We start from the raw sequence: 17,252 nt of genomic DNA on the forward strand, positions 1-17,252 counted from the left end.
GTTATAAGCTGCAGTAAAATCTGTCCTCATCAACTTAAATCGTTCTACAACGGTGGCAATAAACGCTTCATCAAGTATCTGAAATATCTCGTTCGCTCCCCCTCCACTGAGGTCAAGTTCGGATAATTTGTAACTCTGTTCCAAGGTTCCCTGCTCAAATTTTACGATGTATTTTTGGTTCATATTGAACAAGGTGATTTTGCAATCAGGATGTGGTAATTCTGCTAGTACTCTCATTTTTTTATGGAATTAATAAGGCCTTTGCCTGGTCAATACCAGACAAAGGCCGTTTGTGTTTATTATAGTTTTATGCCTATTTCCTTCACTAAGAAATCAGCATGGTCAATTTTTGTGGCTACCCAAAGCACATAACGAATATCTACACCTATAGAGCGGCTGTAGCTTTCGTTCCAGGCGTAATCATTAATGGTAGCTCCATAAGCGCGGTCAAAATTAACTCCGATCAGTTCTCCGTTTGCATTCATAATAGGAGAGCCAGAGTTACCCCCGGTGGTGTCCATATTATATAAGAAAGAAACAGGAACATCTTTTAAATCCTTTTTCTCAAAAGGCCCGAAGTCTTTATTGGTCCAAAGGGTTTTAATTGCAGCTGGATAGCCAAAATCAGGATTACCCGAAGCACCCTTTTCGAGAATACCTTTAATTGATGTATAAGGCTTCATATAAGTCGCATCAGCAGGAGTGTAGCCCCTTACATAGCCATAGGTCAGACGCAAAGTGCTGTTTGCATCTGGTATAAAGTCTTTCTTTAGGAATTTCTCCTTAACATTCACGTAGTCACCCATTAATTTGTTGAGTAGACCCTCTCTTCTGTCTTTTTCAGGCTTAAGTTCTGCAATCTGTTTGCCCAGGTCTTTTTCCAGCAAAAGAAGGCCATCATTGTAGGCGCTTAAAGCTTTTGGTGACTTAAGAAGCGTATTCAATACATAGTCCTGGTCCTTCAGCTTACTTAGTTCAAAAGTATCCTTAAGGTACTTGTTTATCGTTGTTTCATCATTTGAGCCTTTACCTGTAAACTTGTTTACAGCTTCTACCTTTTGATTTGGCGAGAACTTTGCCGCATCATTAAACATCCGGTTTAAGATCTGTTTATCTACATACAGGTCGTAGGCTTCATAAGTTCCGGCCAGAGATTTTTTGACTTGCTCTATATTCAGGTCAAAAAAGGATTGTTTTTGTGCAACAGGTTGTGCTTCGAGTGCCTCTTTAAAGCTATTTATGGTTCTGGATACCGACAACAAACTGGTTGATGTGTAGATCTGCTGTAACCACAGATCGCGTTGCGCATCGCCATTAATTAGCTTGTATAGGTTATCAATATCGCCCATTAAACTACCGTATTTGGTTTTTAGCTCTACATTGCCGTTGATGAACTGAGCCATTGCTGCGTCTTCCTGTTTTTTCTGCCCAATCAGGTCAATTTCTCTTAAGCCTTGTAGTTTACCTCTGTAGTTCTTGAGTACATTAGCATTGCGCTTAATCCGGGTAGCCAATTTGATTTCGGTAGCTTTATCTTTTTTTCCTGCCTCTTCCATTGTTTTATTCTGAAAGTCGTACAATTCAGAGACATAAGGAAGTACGAACTTTTGCTGGTATTCAATAAACTCCGAAGGACGGTGGCGGAAAGTACGGCCAGGATAACCTAAAATAAACACAAAATCCTCTTCTTTAGTTCCGCTGGCATTTACCTTCAGAAACTTTTTAGGGGAATAGGGAACGTTATCTTTTGAATACTTTGCCGGCTTACCATCTTTAGAGACATATGCCCTCATAAAAGAGAAATCGCCAGTATGGCGCGGCCAAACCCAATTGTCTGTTTCTCCTCCAAATTCTCCAATCTGTCGGTTTGGAACATACACCAAACGAACATCCTGAATCGTTTTATAACGAAATAAGACATAAGTTTTTCCAATAAACATTTCCGAAACCTCAGCTTTGACGCTTGGGTCTTTTTGTTCTGCTTCGGCCACGATATTTTTCATGGTATTGTTAATTAGCTGAAGTCTGCTTGCAGGGTCTGTGATCTGGGCAACAGCGCCTAAAATCCGATCAGAAACATCTTCATAACTATCTGTTATACGGCATGTTAATCCTTTTGCTTCAATTTCTTGTTCATGTGATCTGGCTACAAATCCATTGTTTAAATAATCATGTTCTGGCGTACTGGCCAGTTGCACGGCACTAAATGCACAATGGTGATTGGTGATGATCAGTCCTTCGTTAGAAATGAAAGACCCCGTGCAACCACCTACGTTAACCAGGGCGTCAACCAGACTTGTTCCATTTGGATTGTAGATCTCTTTCTGGTCTATTTTTAATCCGGCCTTTTTCAAATCCAGTTTGTGGATCTCACTTAAAGGGAACATACCTTCATCGGGTGGTGTATAGCCCGACTGGACTATCCCGATGGCTAAAAGAGAGGTAAATAGTAGAGTTTTTTTATTCATGTGTTAGATACTAATGGTGATAATTTTCAAATCTAGTAAAATTTAGCCTTTTACATCCCCAAGACAAGCTTTAGCAGGGGAAATACGTAACTTTGGCTTAAGAAATAAAACCTATGGCCGAAGATTTAAAAATTATAAGCAGTACCGATAAAAAAGATCAGTATGAATCTTTACTACCCCAGATTGAAGCCTTAATAAGCGGCGAAGATGATCTGATTGCAAACCTTGCCAATATCGCGGCTGCTCTAAAGGAACAGTTTAATTGGTTCTGGGTAGGCTTTTATCTGGTTAAAGAAAATGAATTGGTACTCGGACCTTTTCAGGGGCCTGTTGCCTGTACCAGGATCCAAAAGGGAAGAGGAGTTTGCGGCACCTCCTGGGCTACATCGGAGGTGGTGATTGTACCGGATGTAGAGCTCTTTCCAGGTCACATTGCCTGTAGTTCAGCATCCAGATCTGAAATCGTGTTACCCGTTTATCACGGAGAAGAAATTATAGGTGTACTTGATGTAGATAGTGAATATCTATCTCATTTTGATGATACTGATGAATTTTATCTAAAGAAAATAGTGAACTTTATACATGCATAAACTTCCATTTTCTTTTTATCAGAACCACGACGTACTGCTCCTGGCACAGCAACTTTTAGGAAAACAGTTGTACACCTTCAAAGACGGCCAGCTCACTGGTGGTACAATTGTGGAAACCGAGGCCTATCATGGGGTAACCGACAAAGCATCCCATGCTTACGGAGGCCGGTTCACAAACAGGACTCAAACCATGTATCAGGCCGGAGGGGTTTCTTATGTATACCTTTGTTATGGTATACATTCACTTTTTAATGTGGTTACCGCAAGTCAAGATACGCCCCACGCTGTACTTATCCGGGGCATTGAGCCTGTAACAGGAATAGACATTATGCTGGAAAGACGAAAAATGCCAAAATTAAAACCAAATCTCACAGCTGGGCCTGGAGCGCTTTCCCAGGCCTTGGGTATAGATAGAGCCCTCAACGCTAAAGATCTTTCGGGAGAAGAGCTCTGGATAGCCGATAATGGAATTTCCTTTCCGGCAAGTCAGATTGTTTCAGGACCAAGGATAGGTGTAGATTATGCTGGTGATCATGCCTTATTGCCCTGGAGGTTTTATGTAAAAGGAAACCCATATGTCAGTAAACCACATATCTAGTATCCATTCAGTAAATTAATTTTAAATGTTTTATAATCATTGTTATATAACTAATAATTATAACCTAAATATAAAAAGAACAAACTGAACAGCCCTGTTTTATGGTGAAGCCTGTTACAATTACTAATTTGTAGTAGTAAAAAGGGCTTGAATATGATAAAAGTAGGAATTATTGATGTAAATCAACAGCGTAGAGGCATGATGCGTAGCCTTCTCGATGATGGTCATCAGCACGATTTAAAGGTTACATTTGAAGTGGGCTCTATGGTCGAATGTAAAAACATAATTGCTGCCCGGGAGCCCAATGTGACCTTAGTGGATATTGAAGAGAACGGCATCGACGTCATTATTGAAATCTATCGTAAATTCCCTAATACCAATGTGGTTGTCTATAGTAATATCCAGGACCACAACACCGTAATATCTTGTGTAAAGGCAGGGGCAATGGGCTATCTCACAAAAGACACCTGTTTAAATGAAGTCATATCCACAATCGTGACCACGTATAACGGAGGTTCTGTTTTTAGCCCATCAATTTCAAGAAACTTCATTCAGCAAGTACAGCAGGCTGTAGATCATCAGAACAATCTGAGCTTGAGGGAGCGTCAGATTGTTGAGGGCTTGAGAAATGGTTTGAGTTACAAATTGATCGGGTATAAATATGGGATCTCACTGGATACGGTAAGGCAGTATATCAAAAGAACCTATAAGAAACTGAATATCAACAGTAAAGGTGAATTGCTTGCTCAGTTTAGGTAATAAACGCGCAAGTGACATCAGAATAGTTATTTGGTGTCTGCTTATTTTCTCCCAGGTAATTTCCTGTAAAGTCTTATCTCAAGTAAAATATAGTTTTGCAAAAGACACATTGGGAATTAAAGGAGGGGAAACGTTTTCTAATTTTATGAAAATTAACAATCCCTTTGGTGAGGATGTGGTCCTGGTGCAGGACCCCGGAACAACACCACTCACCAGAGGTCTGTTGTCTTTGCCAGATACCTTAGTACTGAAAGCAGGAGAGAGCAGGATTTTCCCCTTGAAATATCTTGCAGACAGACAAACGATTAATAGCAACATACAAGTTTTTACAGTTAAGCTCTTGGCCCTGAACCCGAATGTTCAGGTACAGGCTTCAGCAACTTTTAAGACCATACTAACAGATGTTGGTGGATTGACCATTGGTACCGAGGAAGATGAAATCTATCTCAGTCAGTTGAGCAATCAGGCGCAGGTCGTTGTACGTTGTGCGAACAATGGTTTTATTCCGCTGACCTTCAGAATATTATTAACAGGAATTCCGGACGGGCTGGAGTTCACCGGGCAGACAACAATTCTGACATTGCAGCCGGGCTCACAGCTGTTGCTGCCTTTTCTGGCCCGAAATAAATCAGCAAATGCTGCTGTAGACTTCACGGTAACCATGCAGGCAATGGATGAAAGTAACCATCAGCTCGCTGTGAAGGTGATCAGAATTCTGAATGTTAGCAGTGCAAGAAGAATGTCTAGTTCAGGTAACCAGCCGGGAGGGACGCTTCCAAATACCGTATCTCTTCATTACGCAAGTCTGAACCGTGGATCTTCTTATTACCAGTTGCAGGCAAACGGCAAAGTGAATACCGGCCAGAGTTCTTCACTTGAATACCGTTTGAATGCAGATGATTACCATCAGCCGGGAGCAAACGGTATTAATTTATACAACAGTTATGTGGACTACCAAACCAAAAAATGGGGTTTAAGGCTAGGAAATATTTATGATAACCTGGATTTTCAGCTGGCTGGAAAGGGAGTCAAAGCCAGTGCAAAACTGGAAGATCAAAGTGTGCTTTCCTTTTATGGGATACAAAACAATTATTTTATCTATAATGGAGTGAATAATACTGTACCGGGAGCAAGGGTCTATGCCTTGGATTATAGTCTGGAAAAACCAGCAACATCAAAACGCTTTACTTTTCTGCACAGCAGAGACCCGTTAACAGGATTAGACGCCAGTCAGTTAAGTACAAAATCCTCTTTTAGACTTAGCAAAAATGAAACCTTCGGATTTGAAGGCGGTTATTCCCTCGAAAATCAGAGCGATGGCAGTTCACCGGCAAAACAAGGTTTTTCGGCAGGACTGAATTATGTGCTGAATACCAGGGCGGTCCAGGTTTCGGGAAACGGATACTACAGTAATCCATATTTTACCGGTTTAAGACGCGGGTTGTTGCTGATCGATTTCCGTATTTCTACCCCCATAAGTGAAACCGGCAGTTTGACTGCGCATGTGAATACACAGGCCAACAATCCGAAATACCAGTCCAGGTTAACCTCTATTTTTGACCTTGGGATCAACAAAAATTCCATTGACATTTATGAATTGGCCTATAACCTCCGGTCTGGTAAGCTCTACTTTAATATCGGGCCTTATTATATGGACCAGCACCTGATTTCGAAAGGATTCTCTGAATTTGTACCTATGCCCGCTGACTGGACCTCCAGATCATTCCGCCTGGCAGCCAATATAGGTTATAGCGGAGCCATCAACAGCTTCTCACTCACTGCCGATTATGGTTATACCTTTTTCAATACTTCAGAAAAACCGCCGGCCCCCTTTCAATCGGTAAAAATCACCGGAAGTTATACGATGCCCATCTTTGGGTTGACCGCTTATGCACAGTTCAATCCATATTATTTATCAGATGCACTTTCCTCAACCGAAAACCAGCGTTACCGATTATATTCTGTTGGCCCCAATTTACACTTTAATGCATTTAAAAACAGTTTAAGCCTTCAGTTTGGCGGGATGTACAATTACTATGGTTTTACCAGCAGTAACAACTATTCAGCAAATGGCAGCTTTAGGTACCTGATGAAAGGGCACTGGGCCCTTACCGGCGATGTACAGTACATTCTCACCAAACAAAAGATGTTGCCAATGCTGTACAACCCCGAACAGAATACAACCAACACCCTGGACCGCCAGTCTTATGATAACCGTCAACTCAGATTAGGTATAGAAAAACAGTTTGGTAAACAGGGCAACAGCAGGTCAAAAAAACTAACGCTCGCTTATTATGAAGACCGGAACAGCAACGGACAACGGGACCCAGGTGAAGCCCCTGTAGCAGGTGTCCTGGTCAAAATAAACGACGATGTGGCATTAACGAACAGTAAAGGAGAAGTAACCTTTAGTGATATGAAGAAAGAGGTCTACATTGCTTCTGTAACCAATACCAAAGGCTGGAGCCTGCAGGAGCCCACCACCGTATTCCTGGATAAAAATAAACGGATAGAAGTGCCTTTAGTTAAAACACAAGCGTTGAACGGATGTGTTAAACCCCTTACTTCAAAATATCTGAATGCCCAGTTCGAACTTGCAGGAATCCGGGTAACGGCTATCGATGCAGGTGGCCGTAAATACCAAACGCTGACAGATGACCGTGGTGGATTCTGTTTCTATCTGCCCAGGAACAATTATACGGTTTATATAGAAACAGAAGGAATGCCTTTTTCTATTGAGAATGGCAAAGAAGAAGTTTCGCTGACTGGAAAACCGGTTGCACTTTTAACCTTCCTGTACAAAGACGAACACCGGAAAGTGGGAATAACAAGATTTTAATTAGGGGGCAACGATGGTAAAGGTAACTGTAGCATTGTAAGTTCCCGCCGGCTTATTCAGTAAGTTAACGGTTTGTGTATTGGGTACCCGGAACTGCAGATTAATTGTCCGGTCTATCACAGGATTTGAACCGTTGAAGAGATTCGTGGCTGTAGTAGAAAGCGTAACAGGGCTAATACCAGTCTGGCTCGGAGTTCCTTCCACAATCATTACACCTGCAGGGATAGAATTGGCGCCCGAAATGAAGTTTCCGCTTGTCTTTACCGTTACCCCGTAAGGAACAGTACTGCTCACTGTAATCGGATTGGGCATTGCAACGGTCAACCCCTGGCTGTAAGCCGCAGGAGTAGTAAAACTGAAGTTCACCGTACTGGCTGGAATGGTCAACTCAGACATTTTTGCAACAGTTACCTGAACAGAACTGCTGGTTGTGATGGAAGCCAGTGTAGCCGGATATGCCGCAACATTCTTGGCTATCGTATAAACAATCGGCAGGGTATAAGTTCCTGCCTGTACAAAATTGGCTTTAAGATCTGCTGCACTGATGCTTAACGTATTGCTCTGGCCATTTTTATTGGTGGCCACCACAGGTACGCTGCCTGAAACAGAAATGGCCTGTGCAGCCGTAGAAAGACTGATTGCTGGTCCTGCATAAGCTCCGGAAAGCAATGCTGTAAGTTTTCCAGAAGGTACTACAGGGGTTGAATTAAAGAGTTGTGTGGTAGAGAAGGAAAAAGTACTGCTGGTTGAGTTCAGAAATACATCTGTAGGTACAGTAGAAAAATAATCAAAAGTATTGGTGGCTGATACCCCACCACCTGTCCGGAAAGCAGACAGGGCATTGACAGTCATTGTGGTAGGCGTGGTAACGGGGGTATTGAGCGTAAGCAATGCAGGAACAACAATACTCAGGTTTTGTGAAACCGGGGTGGCGTTGACGAATGTAAGCGGCGTAGCATAGGTTCCGGCCAGCCAGGCCGTACCAGCAATCGCGATTCTGTAATCTATGGTTAAAGCCCCTGAACCCAATCCGAGCACAGAGGTGTAGATGCCCTGGGCTAATGTACTGAGCTGTACTTCTGTGGCCGCTCCAAGTAAGTTCAAGCCACCGATTGAATTTACCTTGGGATGCACAACCCCAAGAGCCAACGGTGCCGATGTACCAGACGTAGTTGCCGGAAAATTTGCCGTGCTGGATTTGACGGTAATAGAGCCCAGGACAGATAGCGCGGCGGATGAGCCGCTAGGAACCGCTGATGCAGTATAATCACTTTGGCTGGTGATGTTCACTGCCGGAATGGTAACGGTAGCTTGTGCATAGCTGCCCGCCGCTGTAAAACAGCAGAGCAATGTACTAAGGGCTATATGTAATTTCTTTTTCAGCAACTTTCAAATCATAAGTAGAACCTGCATCTAATAAACCTACGGCCAGGAATTTCCCTTTCAGGTTTGCCGGAATTTTCATCAATACCCATTGAGTCGCATCGGGTAGCATCGCAATGATTTGCGGGGCCAGCTTTATGTCTTCCCCCGTTTCTTTATTGGTCAGTTCGAATTTTACAGTGGCATCCTTGTTAATGTCACCTTTGTTATGAATTTTCAGGGCCAATGTCCGCATTTTTACGCCATTCTGCTCTGTAATTCCATGATCGTCAAAAGCGAGGAATTCGAACTCCCCTGCATTCAATCCTTTTGGCGCATAATAAACCTGTATGCCCACTTCCATCAGAATATTGATCCCTATCGAAGTCCCCTTGGTCTGTTCAGTATGCTGCTGTTTGACCTGGGTAAAAAAGATCATACTATGTGTTAATGTCTTGGCATCCGCAGGAATATTCAGAGAAACGATCACCTGCTTCGTTTCTCCCGGCTGTATCTCTATTGAATTTGAAGAAAGATTGATCCACTTTGAATTGGATTGCGGTTTCGTACCAGCGTCATAATAGGATTTATTACCCAACGTGTCCCTGTCCCAGTCCTGTATCCGGTTGATAAAAGACAGCACAGTAGGGGAGTTATTGCTAAAGGTAATGGATTGACTAACAGTTTCACCAGCATTTCCGCTGAAAACAAGGCGGGAAGGAGAAACAGAAAAACCTTGTCCCCTTGCATGAATTGAAAGCGCAGAGACAAGGCTTAGAATGAAAATAAAAGTTAATCTCATTCAGTCAATTTATGGCTGTGTTACTGTATAAACTACATTGGTTGTATAGGTGCCTGCTGACATTGCCAATAATGGTGCAGCCGTAGGAATTGCATAATTAATATTGTATGCTGTACCTATTGTCGGACTTGCTGCAGCTGCAATGGTTTGATTGGCCTGAGTCAGCGTCGCAGTTGTGTAGGTCGCTCCTGTGATTGTACTTGGATCTACAGAAATCTGCACAGCGCTCAGCGGAGGCGTTGTAGTAGAGATGGTGTTAAACGCAGAATTTGCTTTTACGGCTACACTGTAAGGTTTGTTACTAACTACTGTGAAATGGCTACTCTTTAAAACGTTTTTACTGGAGGAGTAATCCGCCGCAGTTGCATAAGTAAAAGTAACATCAGGAGTAGGTCCCAGTACAATTGAATAGGCATCAGAAAGGATCAGGTTTACCGCTACAGTACCCGAAACCGCCTGTGCATTTGCTTTAGTGTTGGCGAAAGTGAGAGCGGCTAAAAGCGCGCCAATCATAAATATTTTCTTTGTCATAAATTGTTTGTTTATCTAATTCAAAGCTAAGTATAAGAACACGATAAAGGTTCGCCGTAAAGACACATATTGATGTTACATCCTTGCCCGGAATAAGCAAAATAGCCACAACAGCACGGTAAAGGAGGGGCTTGTGTAACGAAATGCATAAAAATGATAATGAAAAGTAGTTTTTGTCTATCGCCACCCCGTCCTCCTGAATTTTTCAGTAGCTTCTATTGATTTTTCATAAGAGTATATGTTTTTAATTGTATTCAAGCTGCCTTCGGCGGTCTGGTCTTCAAGAATGCTGCGCAGTTTATTTCAGGATCCCGAAACAAACCTGATTCGATAAGTCCTCAAAAAAAGGAAAATATTGGTTATGTTTGGGGCAATGAATTCTAACCACCTATTTCAAGCTGAAAATTAAGACTACGTATGACTGATTGTAAATCACTTTCAGACGCTCAGCTGATCAAACTTTTGAAAGAAGGTAACCATAGTTCGTTCACTGAAATTTACAACAGATATAATACTTTATTATATATCTACGCTTACAAAAAACTTCAGGATACAGATAGTGCCAAAGATATCATTCAGGAAGTCTATGTATATCTATGGAATTCAAGAGAAAATCTCGAAATACAAACCACCCTCTCAGGCTATCTCTATAAAGCGGTTTTGAACCGAGTATTGAATGTATTCAGACATGTTGCCATTACACAGGAGCATGTAGCCTCTTTTAAAGAGATTATTAACGATGCACCAGCCGGAACAGATTACCGCATCAGGGAAAAAGATCTGGCTGCGCTGATTGAAAAAGAGATCAATAACTTGCCAGAAAAAATGCGGGAGATATTTCAGCTAAGACGTCAAGAATATCTCTCCAATAAAGAAATCGCAGAGCGTTTAGACCTCTCAGAGCATACCGTTCATACCCAAATCAAAAGAGCATTAAAAGTTCTGAGAGGAAAGCTAGGTTTAATACTTTATATATATGCGCTTTTAACAGGCTTATTGAGATAACTAATTATCCAATTATTACCATGGTTCAACATAACAAAATCATACTAGAACTGGTGAATACTGCCATTACAAAAGGTGATTATGAAGGTTTTCTTGCCATCTGCACAGAGAATACAAAGTGGACCTTTGCTGGAGAACAAACCTTAAGTCAGCTCACCATTTGACAATTAGAGATCAGAATTAGATCGATTCATCGTCTTCTTCATCCTCCTCTTGATCTGTTTCGCCCGTATCCGCAGGATCTATAATCACTGTTTGCTCCTTTTTACCGTTAATTTGAGGTTGTTGATAATTCTCAGTTCTTTCTGCAGCAACATTTTTCATTTCCTGCAGGCTTTCTTCCATAATATTTTCTTTAGTTTCCATAACAATTAGCTATTATTATTTAATGAAATGAACGATCAATATTTCTAAAGCTATAACAACAGGCACAAAAGAAGGTTTTAAAGATTTAATTTGCCAGCGCTTCAGGATAAATGATGTTCGCTGAAATCTGCACCAAATACGAATAACTGTTTTGATTGTCCTTAACACATTGTTCCAGAAGCACAACGGGATGTTCTTGCTGAAGAATGCCAGCCATCAATTGCAGATTCTGATAGGTTACAATTTTAAGCATGAAGCATTCCTGAATGTATTTCAAAATGCGAATGTCATAGTAAATTGAAGATTTCATTCTCTTGGGGTAATTTCCAATTAAAGTGCTGAGCGAATTTTTAGCATTGGCCTTTACAGAAGATTTGCCCTTTATCCAGGATTTGCATTGTGTTAAGCGTTCCAAGTTCTGTTCAATATCCATTGAATCTCTGGAAATAGCACTTTTTAACTCATCAGTGCCAGCAGCAGGTGCCAATTTTGCTAAGCATTTTAAGTGCTTTTTTTCTGCAGCGATTAACTGCTTAAGCTGTTGCCTGTAGAGATCATTCAAAATTTTCAAAGCTTCCTTCATAAATATTATACATTAGGTGGAAAATAAGCAATGCAGCTCATAAGTTGGATAAAACAAATTGTGCCCGAGCCTGTGAGCAGGCCAGGCCCCGACATTTTAAAGTATCGTACAAGTTTAGCACCTGATACTGGTTTTTTCATAGTTTGGATATATTAAAGGTTAACAACAGAAGTACCTACGGTGAAATTTAAATCTGCAATAGCCTTTTGCAGATTGTATTGTTGTTGAAGTAGTTTTAATTTGGTGTCCTTATAAGAATCGAAGAAATCCACAAAATCTACCAGTCCAATTTTACCAGACTGATAGTCATTTAGTAAGCTTTCAAATAATTGATCGTATTGCTCATTGAAATCTTCATGTTTTGTGGCCAGCAGTTCAGCGCTTACCCGATATTGTTCCAGCGTAGCTACGATTGCATTTTCAAGTCTCAGTCCGTTTTCTTTAAAGGTGTTCTCCTTACTTTGTATATCATATACAGCCGATCTTATATTGCCTTGGTTCCGGTTAAAGAAGGGCAATGCAAAACCGACCTGGAGTCCAAAGTAGTTGGGCGCATAGCTGTTTACTTTGTCATAGTCTACCCCAATCGTCACATCTGGTATGGCCAGTGCCTTTTGATACTTAAGGTTATGCTGAGCATTGGCCAATACATACCGGGCAGACAGGTAATCTGCGCGGTTATTCTTAGCCTTCTCTATTAAATCCATTACATTAAGTTTTACCTGTGCATAAGATCCATTTTGTACTACAGGTAAAATAAAAGCGGTAGATTTGGTTTGCAACAATACCTTAAGCTCGGTTTCAAGCGCATTGATTTGTCGGCTGTTGTCTACCATATCATTTTCAAGACCAAATAAAAGTGCCTTTAGCCGCACAAAATCTTTATATTTAGTCTTATCGGTTTTGTAAGCATGTTCAATCTTACCCACCAATGTAGTACCCGCCGAAATTTCATAATGGTAAACTTTAGCCTGCTCATTTAAATTTGCCAGTTGCGCAAAATCCAATTGAAGATTATAGTGCAGATTACGCATCAAATCACTAAACTGAGCTTGCTGTATCATTACTCCGTCTTTAGCTAGCTGCACGTTCAATCCCCGTTTTCCTGCTGTTTTAATGATTTGACTTATTACAGCATATACCTCTCCATTACCATTGGAATGATTGAAAAAGCTATGTGTGTTGTCATATAAGTTCTGATCGGTAGCCAGCGTAGGGTTATCCCACAGCTTTGCCTGTTGTACCAATGCTTGTGCTGCGCTGATATTGTATTTTTGAGCAATTAAGCTCAGGTTGTTATCCAGAAATGTTTTTTCTGCTTGTTTAAAACTAATTTTTAAAGTGTCTGTTTGGGCAAAACCAGTGTTGCAGAGGCTTAAAGCTATTATCATTAAGCAAAATAAGGATCTGCATATTTTTAAATACATCAGGCCGTTTGGTTAAATTTAGAAGACTAACAAGAATATTTCGGCATTGTTTGACCGCTCCAAATTAAAACCTTCGGTATAACCTGTCCGAATAGGATCCTAACATTCTGTTTTTTTACCAACAGGGGCCTGTTTCGTTTTTTATTTCAAAATTAAATAGCTGACAATCAGCAATAGGTTATAAAAAGTATGTAGGTTACTTAAAAGTACATACTTGACGTAAGTATACCATTCCTATAGTTTTGAAAGAAAAAATGGATAGAAGAACCGCATTAAAGCATTCAGCACTAATTGCCTTGCTTGGAATTATAGATGTTAAAAAACTATTTGCTGCCTCAGGAAACAACAGTGAAATCAGAGGTTTTCATAAATTCAATTTAGGGAAACTGGAACTCAGAGTAATTACCGATGGACATATTTTGATGAAACCTGTACAGCCTAATTTTGCTCCTGGAATCTCTTCAACTGTTGTTGAAAAAACACTTGATGCCAATTTTGCCTCAAAATCGGAAGTTGATCTGAGCATTAACATCTTAGTCGTACAATCAGCTAGCCGAACCATATTGATTGATACAGGTTGCGGGGCCAACTTCGGAAAGGATTCTGGATGGCTGACCGAAAATCTTGTTCATGCGGGTATAAAACCTTCGGAAGTTACCGATGTTGTAATTTCACATGCGCACCCGGATCATATAGGTGGATTAACGGATAAGGATGGGCAGGTCACATTTCCGAATGCGAGGGTGTACCTGTCCAGGATAGAACACGACTTCTGGATGAGCAACTCGCCAGATTTTTCTAAAAGTAAAATTACTGATGAGGGTCTGAAAAAGATGGTTGTTGCCGTAGCGAGAAAAAACATCACCGCCCTAAAGCCTCAACTCCATTTGTTTGAAGATCGTGCGGAAATTCTAGATTGTATCAGGATAAAACTTGCTCCCGGGCATACCCCCGGGCATTGCGTTGTTCAGGTATTTTCTGGTCAGGAAAGCCTATACCATGTAGCAGATCTGGTGCATTCGCAGGTACTGGTATTTGAACACCCTGAATGGGGTTTTGAAGGAGATACAGACTTTGAGCTAGCCGTTAAATCCAGAAGGAAAATATTAAACGAACTGGCCTTGTCAAGAGCCCTGGTCTTCTCTTATCATCTGCCCTGGCCAGGATTGGGACATGTTAAAAAGCAGGGTGAAGGTTTTGAATGGATACAGCAACCAACAGTACTTCCAGATTAATATTTGGTCTAGGATTGTCTACAGAAAGCCAATAGACATCAATTGTGCCAATTTTCAGGATCTGATTGTCGATTTTTTTTTTCTCTTTAGGAAATGTGCTGAATAGCTGCTCTTTGTAGTCAAAAAAGAGGATTGTGAATAAATCGTTAAGCTTTTTCTGGCAATTTTTCGGTTCGCATTGGTACGATGATTGGATAGGGGATATTACCTATTGAAAATCATTAAATACATCTACCTATGGAAAACACAATGCTCAATGATCAAATCTGCAGCCAGCGCTCTTGTCTGGAAAATTTCGCAATGAAATTTACGAACGATATGGACGACGCCAATGACCTGGTGCAGGATACGCTCATTAAAGCTATTCGTTATCACCACCTTTATAAGCAGGGGACGAATCTTCGGGCTTGGTTGTATACCATTATGCGCAATACCTTTATCAACGATTATCGTAAGGATATTAAAAAAAGGGCAGTGATTCAAACTTCAGAAGATTTGAGCTCTTACCAACTTTGTAATAGTGCATCTATTAACGCGGGTGATAGTAAATTTGTAATGGAGGATATTCATAAAGCGATGGATCAATTGCAATCAGAATATGCTGTACCTTTTTTAAGGTACTTTGAAGGGTTTAAGTACCATGAGATTGCAGAAGAATTAGATATCCCGCTGGGTACGGTAAAAACTCGCATCCACATGGCTCGTCAGTTCCTGAAAGGCCAGCTCAAAATGTATAGCGACCGCTTTAGATCATAAGGTGAACTCTTTCACTAAAAACAAGGCTACCCTCTCCCCAGGGTAGCCTGTTTCTCCTTTTTAACTGATTAAGGGTGCATGAAAACCCTCATTACTCAAAGCTAAATTATATTAAGTTTATATAGTTTTCTGGTACATTAAACAAATAAACTGGTATTCTGGTTATTGGACGAACCCACGTATTCATTAATCAGTAAACACAAAATATCAAATTCATAGGCGGCATGTAAATTCTTTTTCAAGTCCGTTTGCATCATCTCATAAGCAAACGATAATACAGAAATATATTGATCTTCAGTTTCAATTGGTTTTAACATAACTTTTAGATTAGGGACTTAAATATATGCATTGTCATTTTAAAGTCATCAATTTGAAAAATATTTAACTAAAACGGATAATTAAATAACCATTTGTATTCCAAATAGTTAAGATTGTGTCTTTTTGTTTATTTCTAAAATACGCTTATACCTTCTTATAAGTTCCCCAGGCAGGCTTTGGTAAAATTATAATGATAATCTCAATTTCTGGTAACCTGGATTAATGAAATGGTATTCTGGGCAGCTCGTATGAAACTGATAAAACTAATCCTAAATATTCTCGTTGTCGTAGATGAACAAACGGATTGTGGTTCTACCTAAATGTTAAAATTTATCTACGATATGAATGCAAATTATTTTCCGATACCCGAGAATGAACTTGACCGTCTTGGAAGTTTATACGATCTGAATTTAGATTATACACAGCTACAGGATGATTTTAAAGATCTGATCTATCTAGCCGCCAAAATTGCGGGAACAGAAGTATCGCTGATCAATTTAATTGACACCTATACGCAATGGACGATCAGCAGCCACGGAATGCATACCCGGCAAATGCCCCGGGAAGATTCCATTTGTCAATATACTATTCTTGAAAACAACCATTTACAAATTAGTAACCTATCAACAGATGCCCGGTTTAAAAACCAGTCTTTTGTTCGTGGTCCTTTAAATCTGCGTTATTATTTTGGCATACCGCTTCAATTGGAAGAAGGAAAAAATATAGGTACGCTATGTTTTTTGGATCAGGCAACGCACAGGATGGGCAAAGAGCGAATCAATTACCTTAAAATTATCGCTAAGGAAATCGTCACAAGACTAAAATCTTATAGTAAAATAGATAAGCTTGAAACCCAGCTTAGTGATTGCGAGCAGTCTAAAAAGAAAGTTGCGCACGACATCAGAAGTCCACTTTCTGGTATAATCTGGCTCTCACAAGTCTTGGAGCAGCAAAATACGGATCCAGGCGAATCCCTGCAATATATCCAAATGATTCTTCAAAGCAGCAGAACGCTCATGGAACTGTCGGACGAAATGCTCAGCAATTACAGAAAGAGCCATCAGGATAGTTCCTTTAATCTTGGCATGCTCAAGGAACAATTGTTGCAACTTTATGCCCCTCAAACATTGAAAAAGGGGGTGGCTTTGGAAGTGATCATTTTGCAAGGAGAAAACTTCAGCCTCCGGCATAAAAGTAAAGTGATGCAAATAGTGGGGAATTTGTTGTCGAATGCCATTAAATTTACACCAACGGGCGGCAATGTTTATGTAATATTCGACTGGCAACTCGCACTTGGAAGCCATATTCTAAAGGTTACCGTTTCAGATTCCGGAGTAGGTATGAGTCCGGAGCAATTGGAAAGGTTTTCCAACGCTGCATTATTTTCCACGCCCGGTACGCAAAAGGAACAGGGCTTTGGTTTCGGCCTTCCTTTGGTCAGTCAGCATGTAGCAGAACTTCAGGGACACCTGCAGGTTCATTCCCAATTGGGTCAGGGAACCAGCTTTACGGTTATCCTCCCTCAGGAAGAAATAGGAGCGTAGAACAGAACGAAGCTATTCTCTTTACTTCTGTTATCCCGGCCCGCGCCGGGATCTCGCGACTTCTTATTC

18 protein-coding genes are annotated in these 17,252 nt (G+C 40.7%); 9 read left to right on the top strand and 9 right to left on the bottom strand.

Annotated elements, in window-relative coordinates; all coding sequences use genetic code 11:
• Together DBR11_RS01940 and DBR11_RS01945 are read right to left on the bottom strand one after the other, a co-directional pair.
• The coding region (locus tag DBR11_RS01940; RefSeq protein ID WP_108549942.1) for a hypothetical protein at positions 1-237 on the bottom strand (237 nt) is incomplete at its 3' end.
• Between the two features lie 62 nt (positions 238-299).
• Positions 300-2,468 (bottom strand): S46 family peptidase, encoded by a 2,169-nt coding sequence (locus DBR11_RS01945; protein WP_108549926.1) that lies wholly within the window; start codon positions 2,466-2,468, stop codon positions 300-302.
• A gap of 113 nt (positions 2,469-2,581) precedes the next feature.
• Here DBR11_RS01945 and DBR11_RS01950 point away from each other — a divergent pair, with 113 nt between their 5' ends.
• From DBR11_RS01950 to DBR11_RS01965, 4 genes are all read left to right on the top strand, one after another.
• Complete coding sequence (locus DBR11_RS01950; protein ID WP_108549927.1) at positions 2,582-3,058, top strand: GAF domain-containing protein; 477 nt, start codon at positions 2,582-2,584, stop codon at positions 3,056-3,058.
• Positions 3,051-3,656 carry a DNA-3-methyladenine glycosylase gene (locus tag DBR11_RS01955; RefSeq protein WP_108549928.1) on the top strand — a complete coding sequence of 202 codons (606 nt, stop codon included), beginning with the start codon at positions 3,051-3,053 and terminating at the stop codon, positions 3,654-3,656. The genes DBR11_RS01950 and DBR11_RS01955 overlap by 8 nt, the downstream gene beginning before the upstream one ends.
• 153 nt (positions 3,657-3,809) lie before the next feature.
• On the top strand, positions 3,810-4,415 hold the full coding sequence (locus DBR11_RS01960; RefSeq protein WP_108549929.1) for a response regulator transcription factor: 606 nt from the start codon (positions 3,810-3,812) through the stop codon (positions 4,413-4,415).
• Positions 4,416-4,560: 145 nt separating this feature from the next.
• Positions 4,561-7,254: a hypothetical protein gene (locus DBR11_RS01965; RefSeq protein WP_146186438.1), complete on the top strand. Its 2,694-nt coding sequence runs from the start codon at positions 4,561-4,563 to the stop codon at positions 7,252-7,254.
• On the opposite strand, the gene DBR11_RS01970 is transcribed toward DBR11_RS01965, so the two are convergent.
• From DBR11_RS01970 to DBR11_RS01980, 3 genes are read right to left on the bottom strand one after another with little or no spacing between them, the layout of a single operon-like run.
• Positions 7,255-8,640: a hypothetical protein gene (locus tag DBR11_RS01970; RefSeq protein WP_108549931.1), complete on the bottom strand. Its 1,386-nt coding sequence runs from the start codon at positions 8,638-8,640 to the stop codon at positions 7,255-7,257.
• Complete coding sequence (locus DBR11_RS01975; protein WP_108549932.1) at positions 8,609-9,418, bottom strand: hypothetical protein; 810 nt, start codon at positions 9,416-9,418, stop codon at positions 8,609-8,611. Before DBR11_RS01975 ends, DBR11_RS01970 begins: the two co-directional genes overlap by 32 nt.
• 9 nt (positions 9,419-9,427) lie before the next feature.
• Positions 9,428-9,949 (bottom strand): hypothetical protein, encoded by a 522-nt coding sequence (locus tag DBR11_RS01980; protein ID WP_108549933.1) that lies wholly within the window; start codon positions 9,947-9,949, stop codon positions 9,428-9,430.
• Between the two features lie 417 nt (positions 9,950-10,366).
• On the opposite strand from DBR11_RS01980, the gene DBR11_RS01985 reads away from it, so the two are divergent.
• Together DBR11_RS01985 and DBR11_RS29470 are read left to right on the top strand one after the other, a co-directional pair.
• Positions 10,367-10,954, top strand: coding sequence for an RNA polymerase sigma factor (locus tag DBR11_RS01985; protein WP_108549934.1), 588 nt, complete (start codon positions 10,367-10,369; stop codon positions 10,952-10,954).
• A gap of 20 nt (positions 10,955-10,974) precedes the next feature.
• The gene (locus DBR11_RS29470) at positions 10,975-11,118 is read left to right on the top strand and encodes a hypothetical protein (protein WP_158275185.1); all 144 of its coding nucleotides are present in this window, start codon (positions 10,975-10,977) and stop codon (positions 11,116-11,118) included.
• Positions 11,119-11,134: 16 nt separating this feature from the next.
• On the opposite strand, the gene DBR11_RS01990 is transcribed toward DBR11_RS29470, so the two are convergent.
• The 3 genes from DBR11_RS01990 to DBR11_RS02000 form a co-directional block, all read right to left on the bottom strand.
• A complete protein-coding gene (locus tag DBR11_RS01990) occupies positions 11,135-11,320 on the bottom strand; it encodes a hypothetical protein (RefSeq protein ID WP_108549935.1) in 186 nt (61 codons plus the stop codon).
• An 85-nt stretch (positions 11,321-11,405) separates the two neighbouring features.
• On the bottom strand, positions 11,406-11,903 hold the full coding sequence (locus DBR11_RS01995) for a DUF892 family protein (RefSeq protein ID WP_108549936.1): 498 nt from the start codon (positions 11,901-11,903) through the stop codon (positions 11,406-11,408).
• Positions 11,904-12,055: 152 nt separating this feature from the next.
• Positions 12,056-13,294, bottom strand: a complete 1,239-nt coding sequence (locus DBR11_RS02000) for a TolC family protein (RefSeq protein WP_158275186.1) — start codon at positions 13,292-13,294, stop codon at positions 12,056-12,058.
• A 290-nt stretch (positions 13,295-13,584) separates the two neighbouring features.
• Here DBR11_RS02000 and DBR11_RS02005 point away from each other — a divergent pair, with 290 nt between their 5' ends.
• Positions 13,585-14,565, top strand: a complete 981-nt coding sequence (locus DBR11_RS02005; protein ID WP_108549938.1) for an MBL fold metallo-hydrolase — start codon at positions 13,585-13,587, stop codon at positions 14,563-14,565.
• A 237-nt stretch (positions 14,566-14,802) separates the two neighbouring features.
• The gene (locus DBR11_RS02010) at positions 14,803-15,321 is read left to right on the top strand and encodes a sigma-70 family RNA polymerase sigma factor (RefSeq protein ID WP_108549939.1); all 519 of its coding nucleotides are present in this window, start codon (positions 14,803-14,805) and stop codon (positions 15,319-15,321) included.
• 137 nt (positions 15,322-15,458) lie between these two features.
• Here the strand turns inward: DBR11_RS02010 and DBR11_RS02015 are convergent, their stop codons facing one another.
• The gene (locus tag DBR11_RS02015; protein WP_108549940.1) at positions 15,459-15,638 is read right to left on the bottom strand and encodes a hypothetical protein; all 180 of its coding nucleotides are present in this window, start codon (positions 15,636-15,638) and stop codon (positions 15,459-15,461) included.
• 342 nt (positions 15,639-15,980) lie between these two features.
• Here DBR11_RS02015 and DBR11_RS02020 point away from each other — a divergent pair, with 342 nt between their 5' ends.
• Positions 15,981-17,183 carry a GAF domain-containing sensor histidine kinase gene (locus DBR11_RS02020; protein ID WP_158275187.1) on the top strand — a complete coding sequence of 401 codons (1,203 nt, stop codon included), beginning with the start codon at positions 15,981-15,983 and terminating at the stop codon, positions 17,181-17,183.
• The last annotated feature ends 69 nt before the right edge of the window (positions 17,184-17,252 follow it).

Source organism: Pedobacter sp. HMWF019, from assembly GCF_003061025.1.
Classification (GTDB): Bacteria; Bacteroidota; Bacteroidia; order Sphingobacteriales; family Sphingobacteriaceae; genus Pedobacter.

What these genes read in the sequence shown, in the direction of transcription:
- DBR11_RS02005 (WP_108549938.1), top strand. Translation starts at nt 13,585, where the DNA reads ATGGATAGAAGAACCGCATTAAAGCATTCAGCACTAATTGCCTTGCTT.
- DBR11_RS01980 (WP_108549933.1), bottom strand. Translation starts at nt 9,949, where the DNA reads ATGACAAAGAAAATATTTATGATTGGCGCGCTTTTAGCCGCTCTCACT.
- DBR11_RS02015 (WP_108549940.1), bottom strand. Translation starts at nt 15,638, where the DNA reads ATGTTAAAACCAATTGAAACTGAAGATCAATATATTTCTGTATTATCG.
- DBR11_RS01985 (WP_108549934.1), top strand. Translation starts at nt 10,367, where the DNA reads ATGACTGATTGTAAATCACTTTCAGACGCTCAGCTGATCAAACTTTTG.
- DBR11_RS29470 (WP_158275185.1), top strand. Translation starts at nt 10,975, where the DNA reads ATGGTTCAACATAACAAAATCATACTAGAACTGGTGAATACTGCCATT.
- DBR11_RS01995 (WP_108549936.1), bottom strand. Translation starts at nt 11,903, where the DNA reads ATGAAGGAAGCTTTGAAAATTTTGAATGATCTCTACAGGCAACAGCTT.
- DBR11_RS01945 (WP_108549926.1), bottom strand. Translation starts at nt 2,468, where the DNA reads ATGAATAAAAAAACTCTACTATTTACCTCTCTTTTAGCCATCGGGATA.
- DBR11_RS01960 (WP_108549929.1), top strand. Translation starts at nt 3,810, where the DNA reads ATGATAAAAGTAGGAATTATTGATGTAAATCAACAGCGTAGAGGCATG.
- DBR11_RS01955 (WP_108549928.1), top strand. Translation starts at nt 3,051, where the DNA reads ATGCATAAACTTCCATTTTCTTTTTATCAGAACCACGACGTACTGCTC.
- DBR11_RS01950 (WP_108549927.1), top strand. Translation starts at nt 2,582, where the DNA reads ATGGCCGAAGATTTAAAAATTATAAGCAGTACCGATAAAAAAGATCAG.
- DBR11_RS01965 (WP_146186438.1), top strand. Translation starts at nt 4,561, where the DNA reads ATGAAAATTAACAATCCCTTTGGTGAGGATGTGGTCCTGGTGCAGGAC.
- DBR11_RS02020 (WP_158275187.1), top strand. Translation starts at nt 15,981, where the DNA reads ATGAATGCAAATTATTTTCCGATACCCGAGAATGAACTTGACCGTCTT.
- DBR11_RS01990 (WP_108549935.1), bottom strand. Translation starts at nt 11,320, where the DNA reads ATGGAAACTAAAGAAAATATTATGGAAGAAAGCCTGCAGGAAATGAAA.
- DBR11_RS01975 (WP_108549932.1), bottom strand. Translation starts at nt 9,418, where the DNA reads ATGAGATTAACTTTTATTTTCATTCTAAGCCTTGTCTCTGCGCTTTCA.
- DBR11_RS02010 (WP_108549939.1), top strand. Translation starts at nt 14,803, where the DNA reads ATGGAAAACACAATGCTCAATGATCAAATCTGCAGCCAGCGCTCTTGT.
- DBR11_RS02000 (WP_158275186.1), bottom strand. Translation starts at nt 13,294, where the DNA reads ATGATAATAGCTTTAAGCCTCTGCAACACTGGTTTTGCCCAAACAGAC.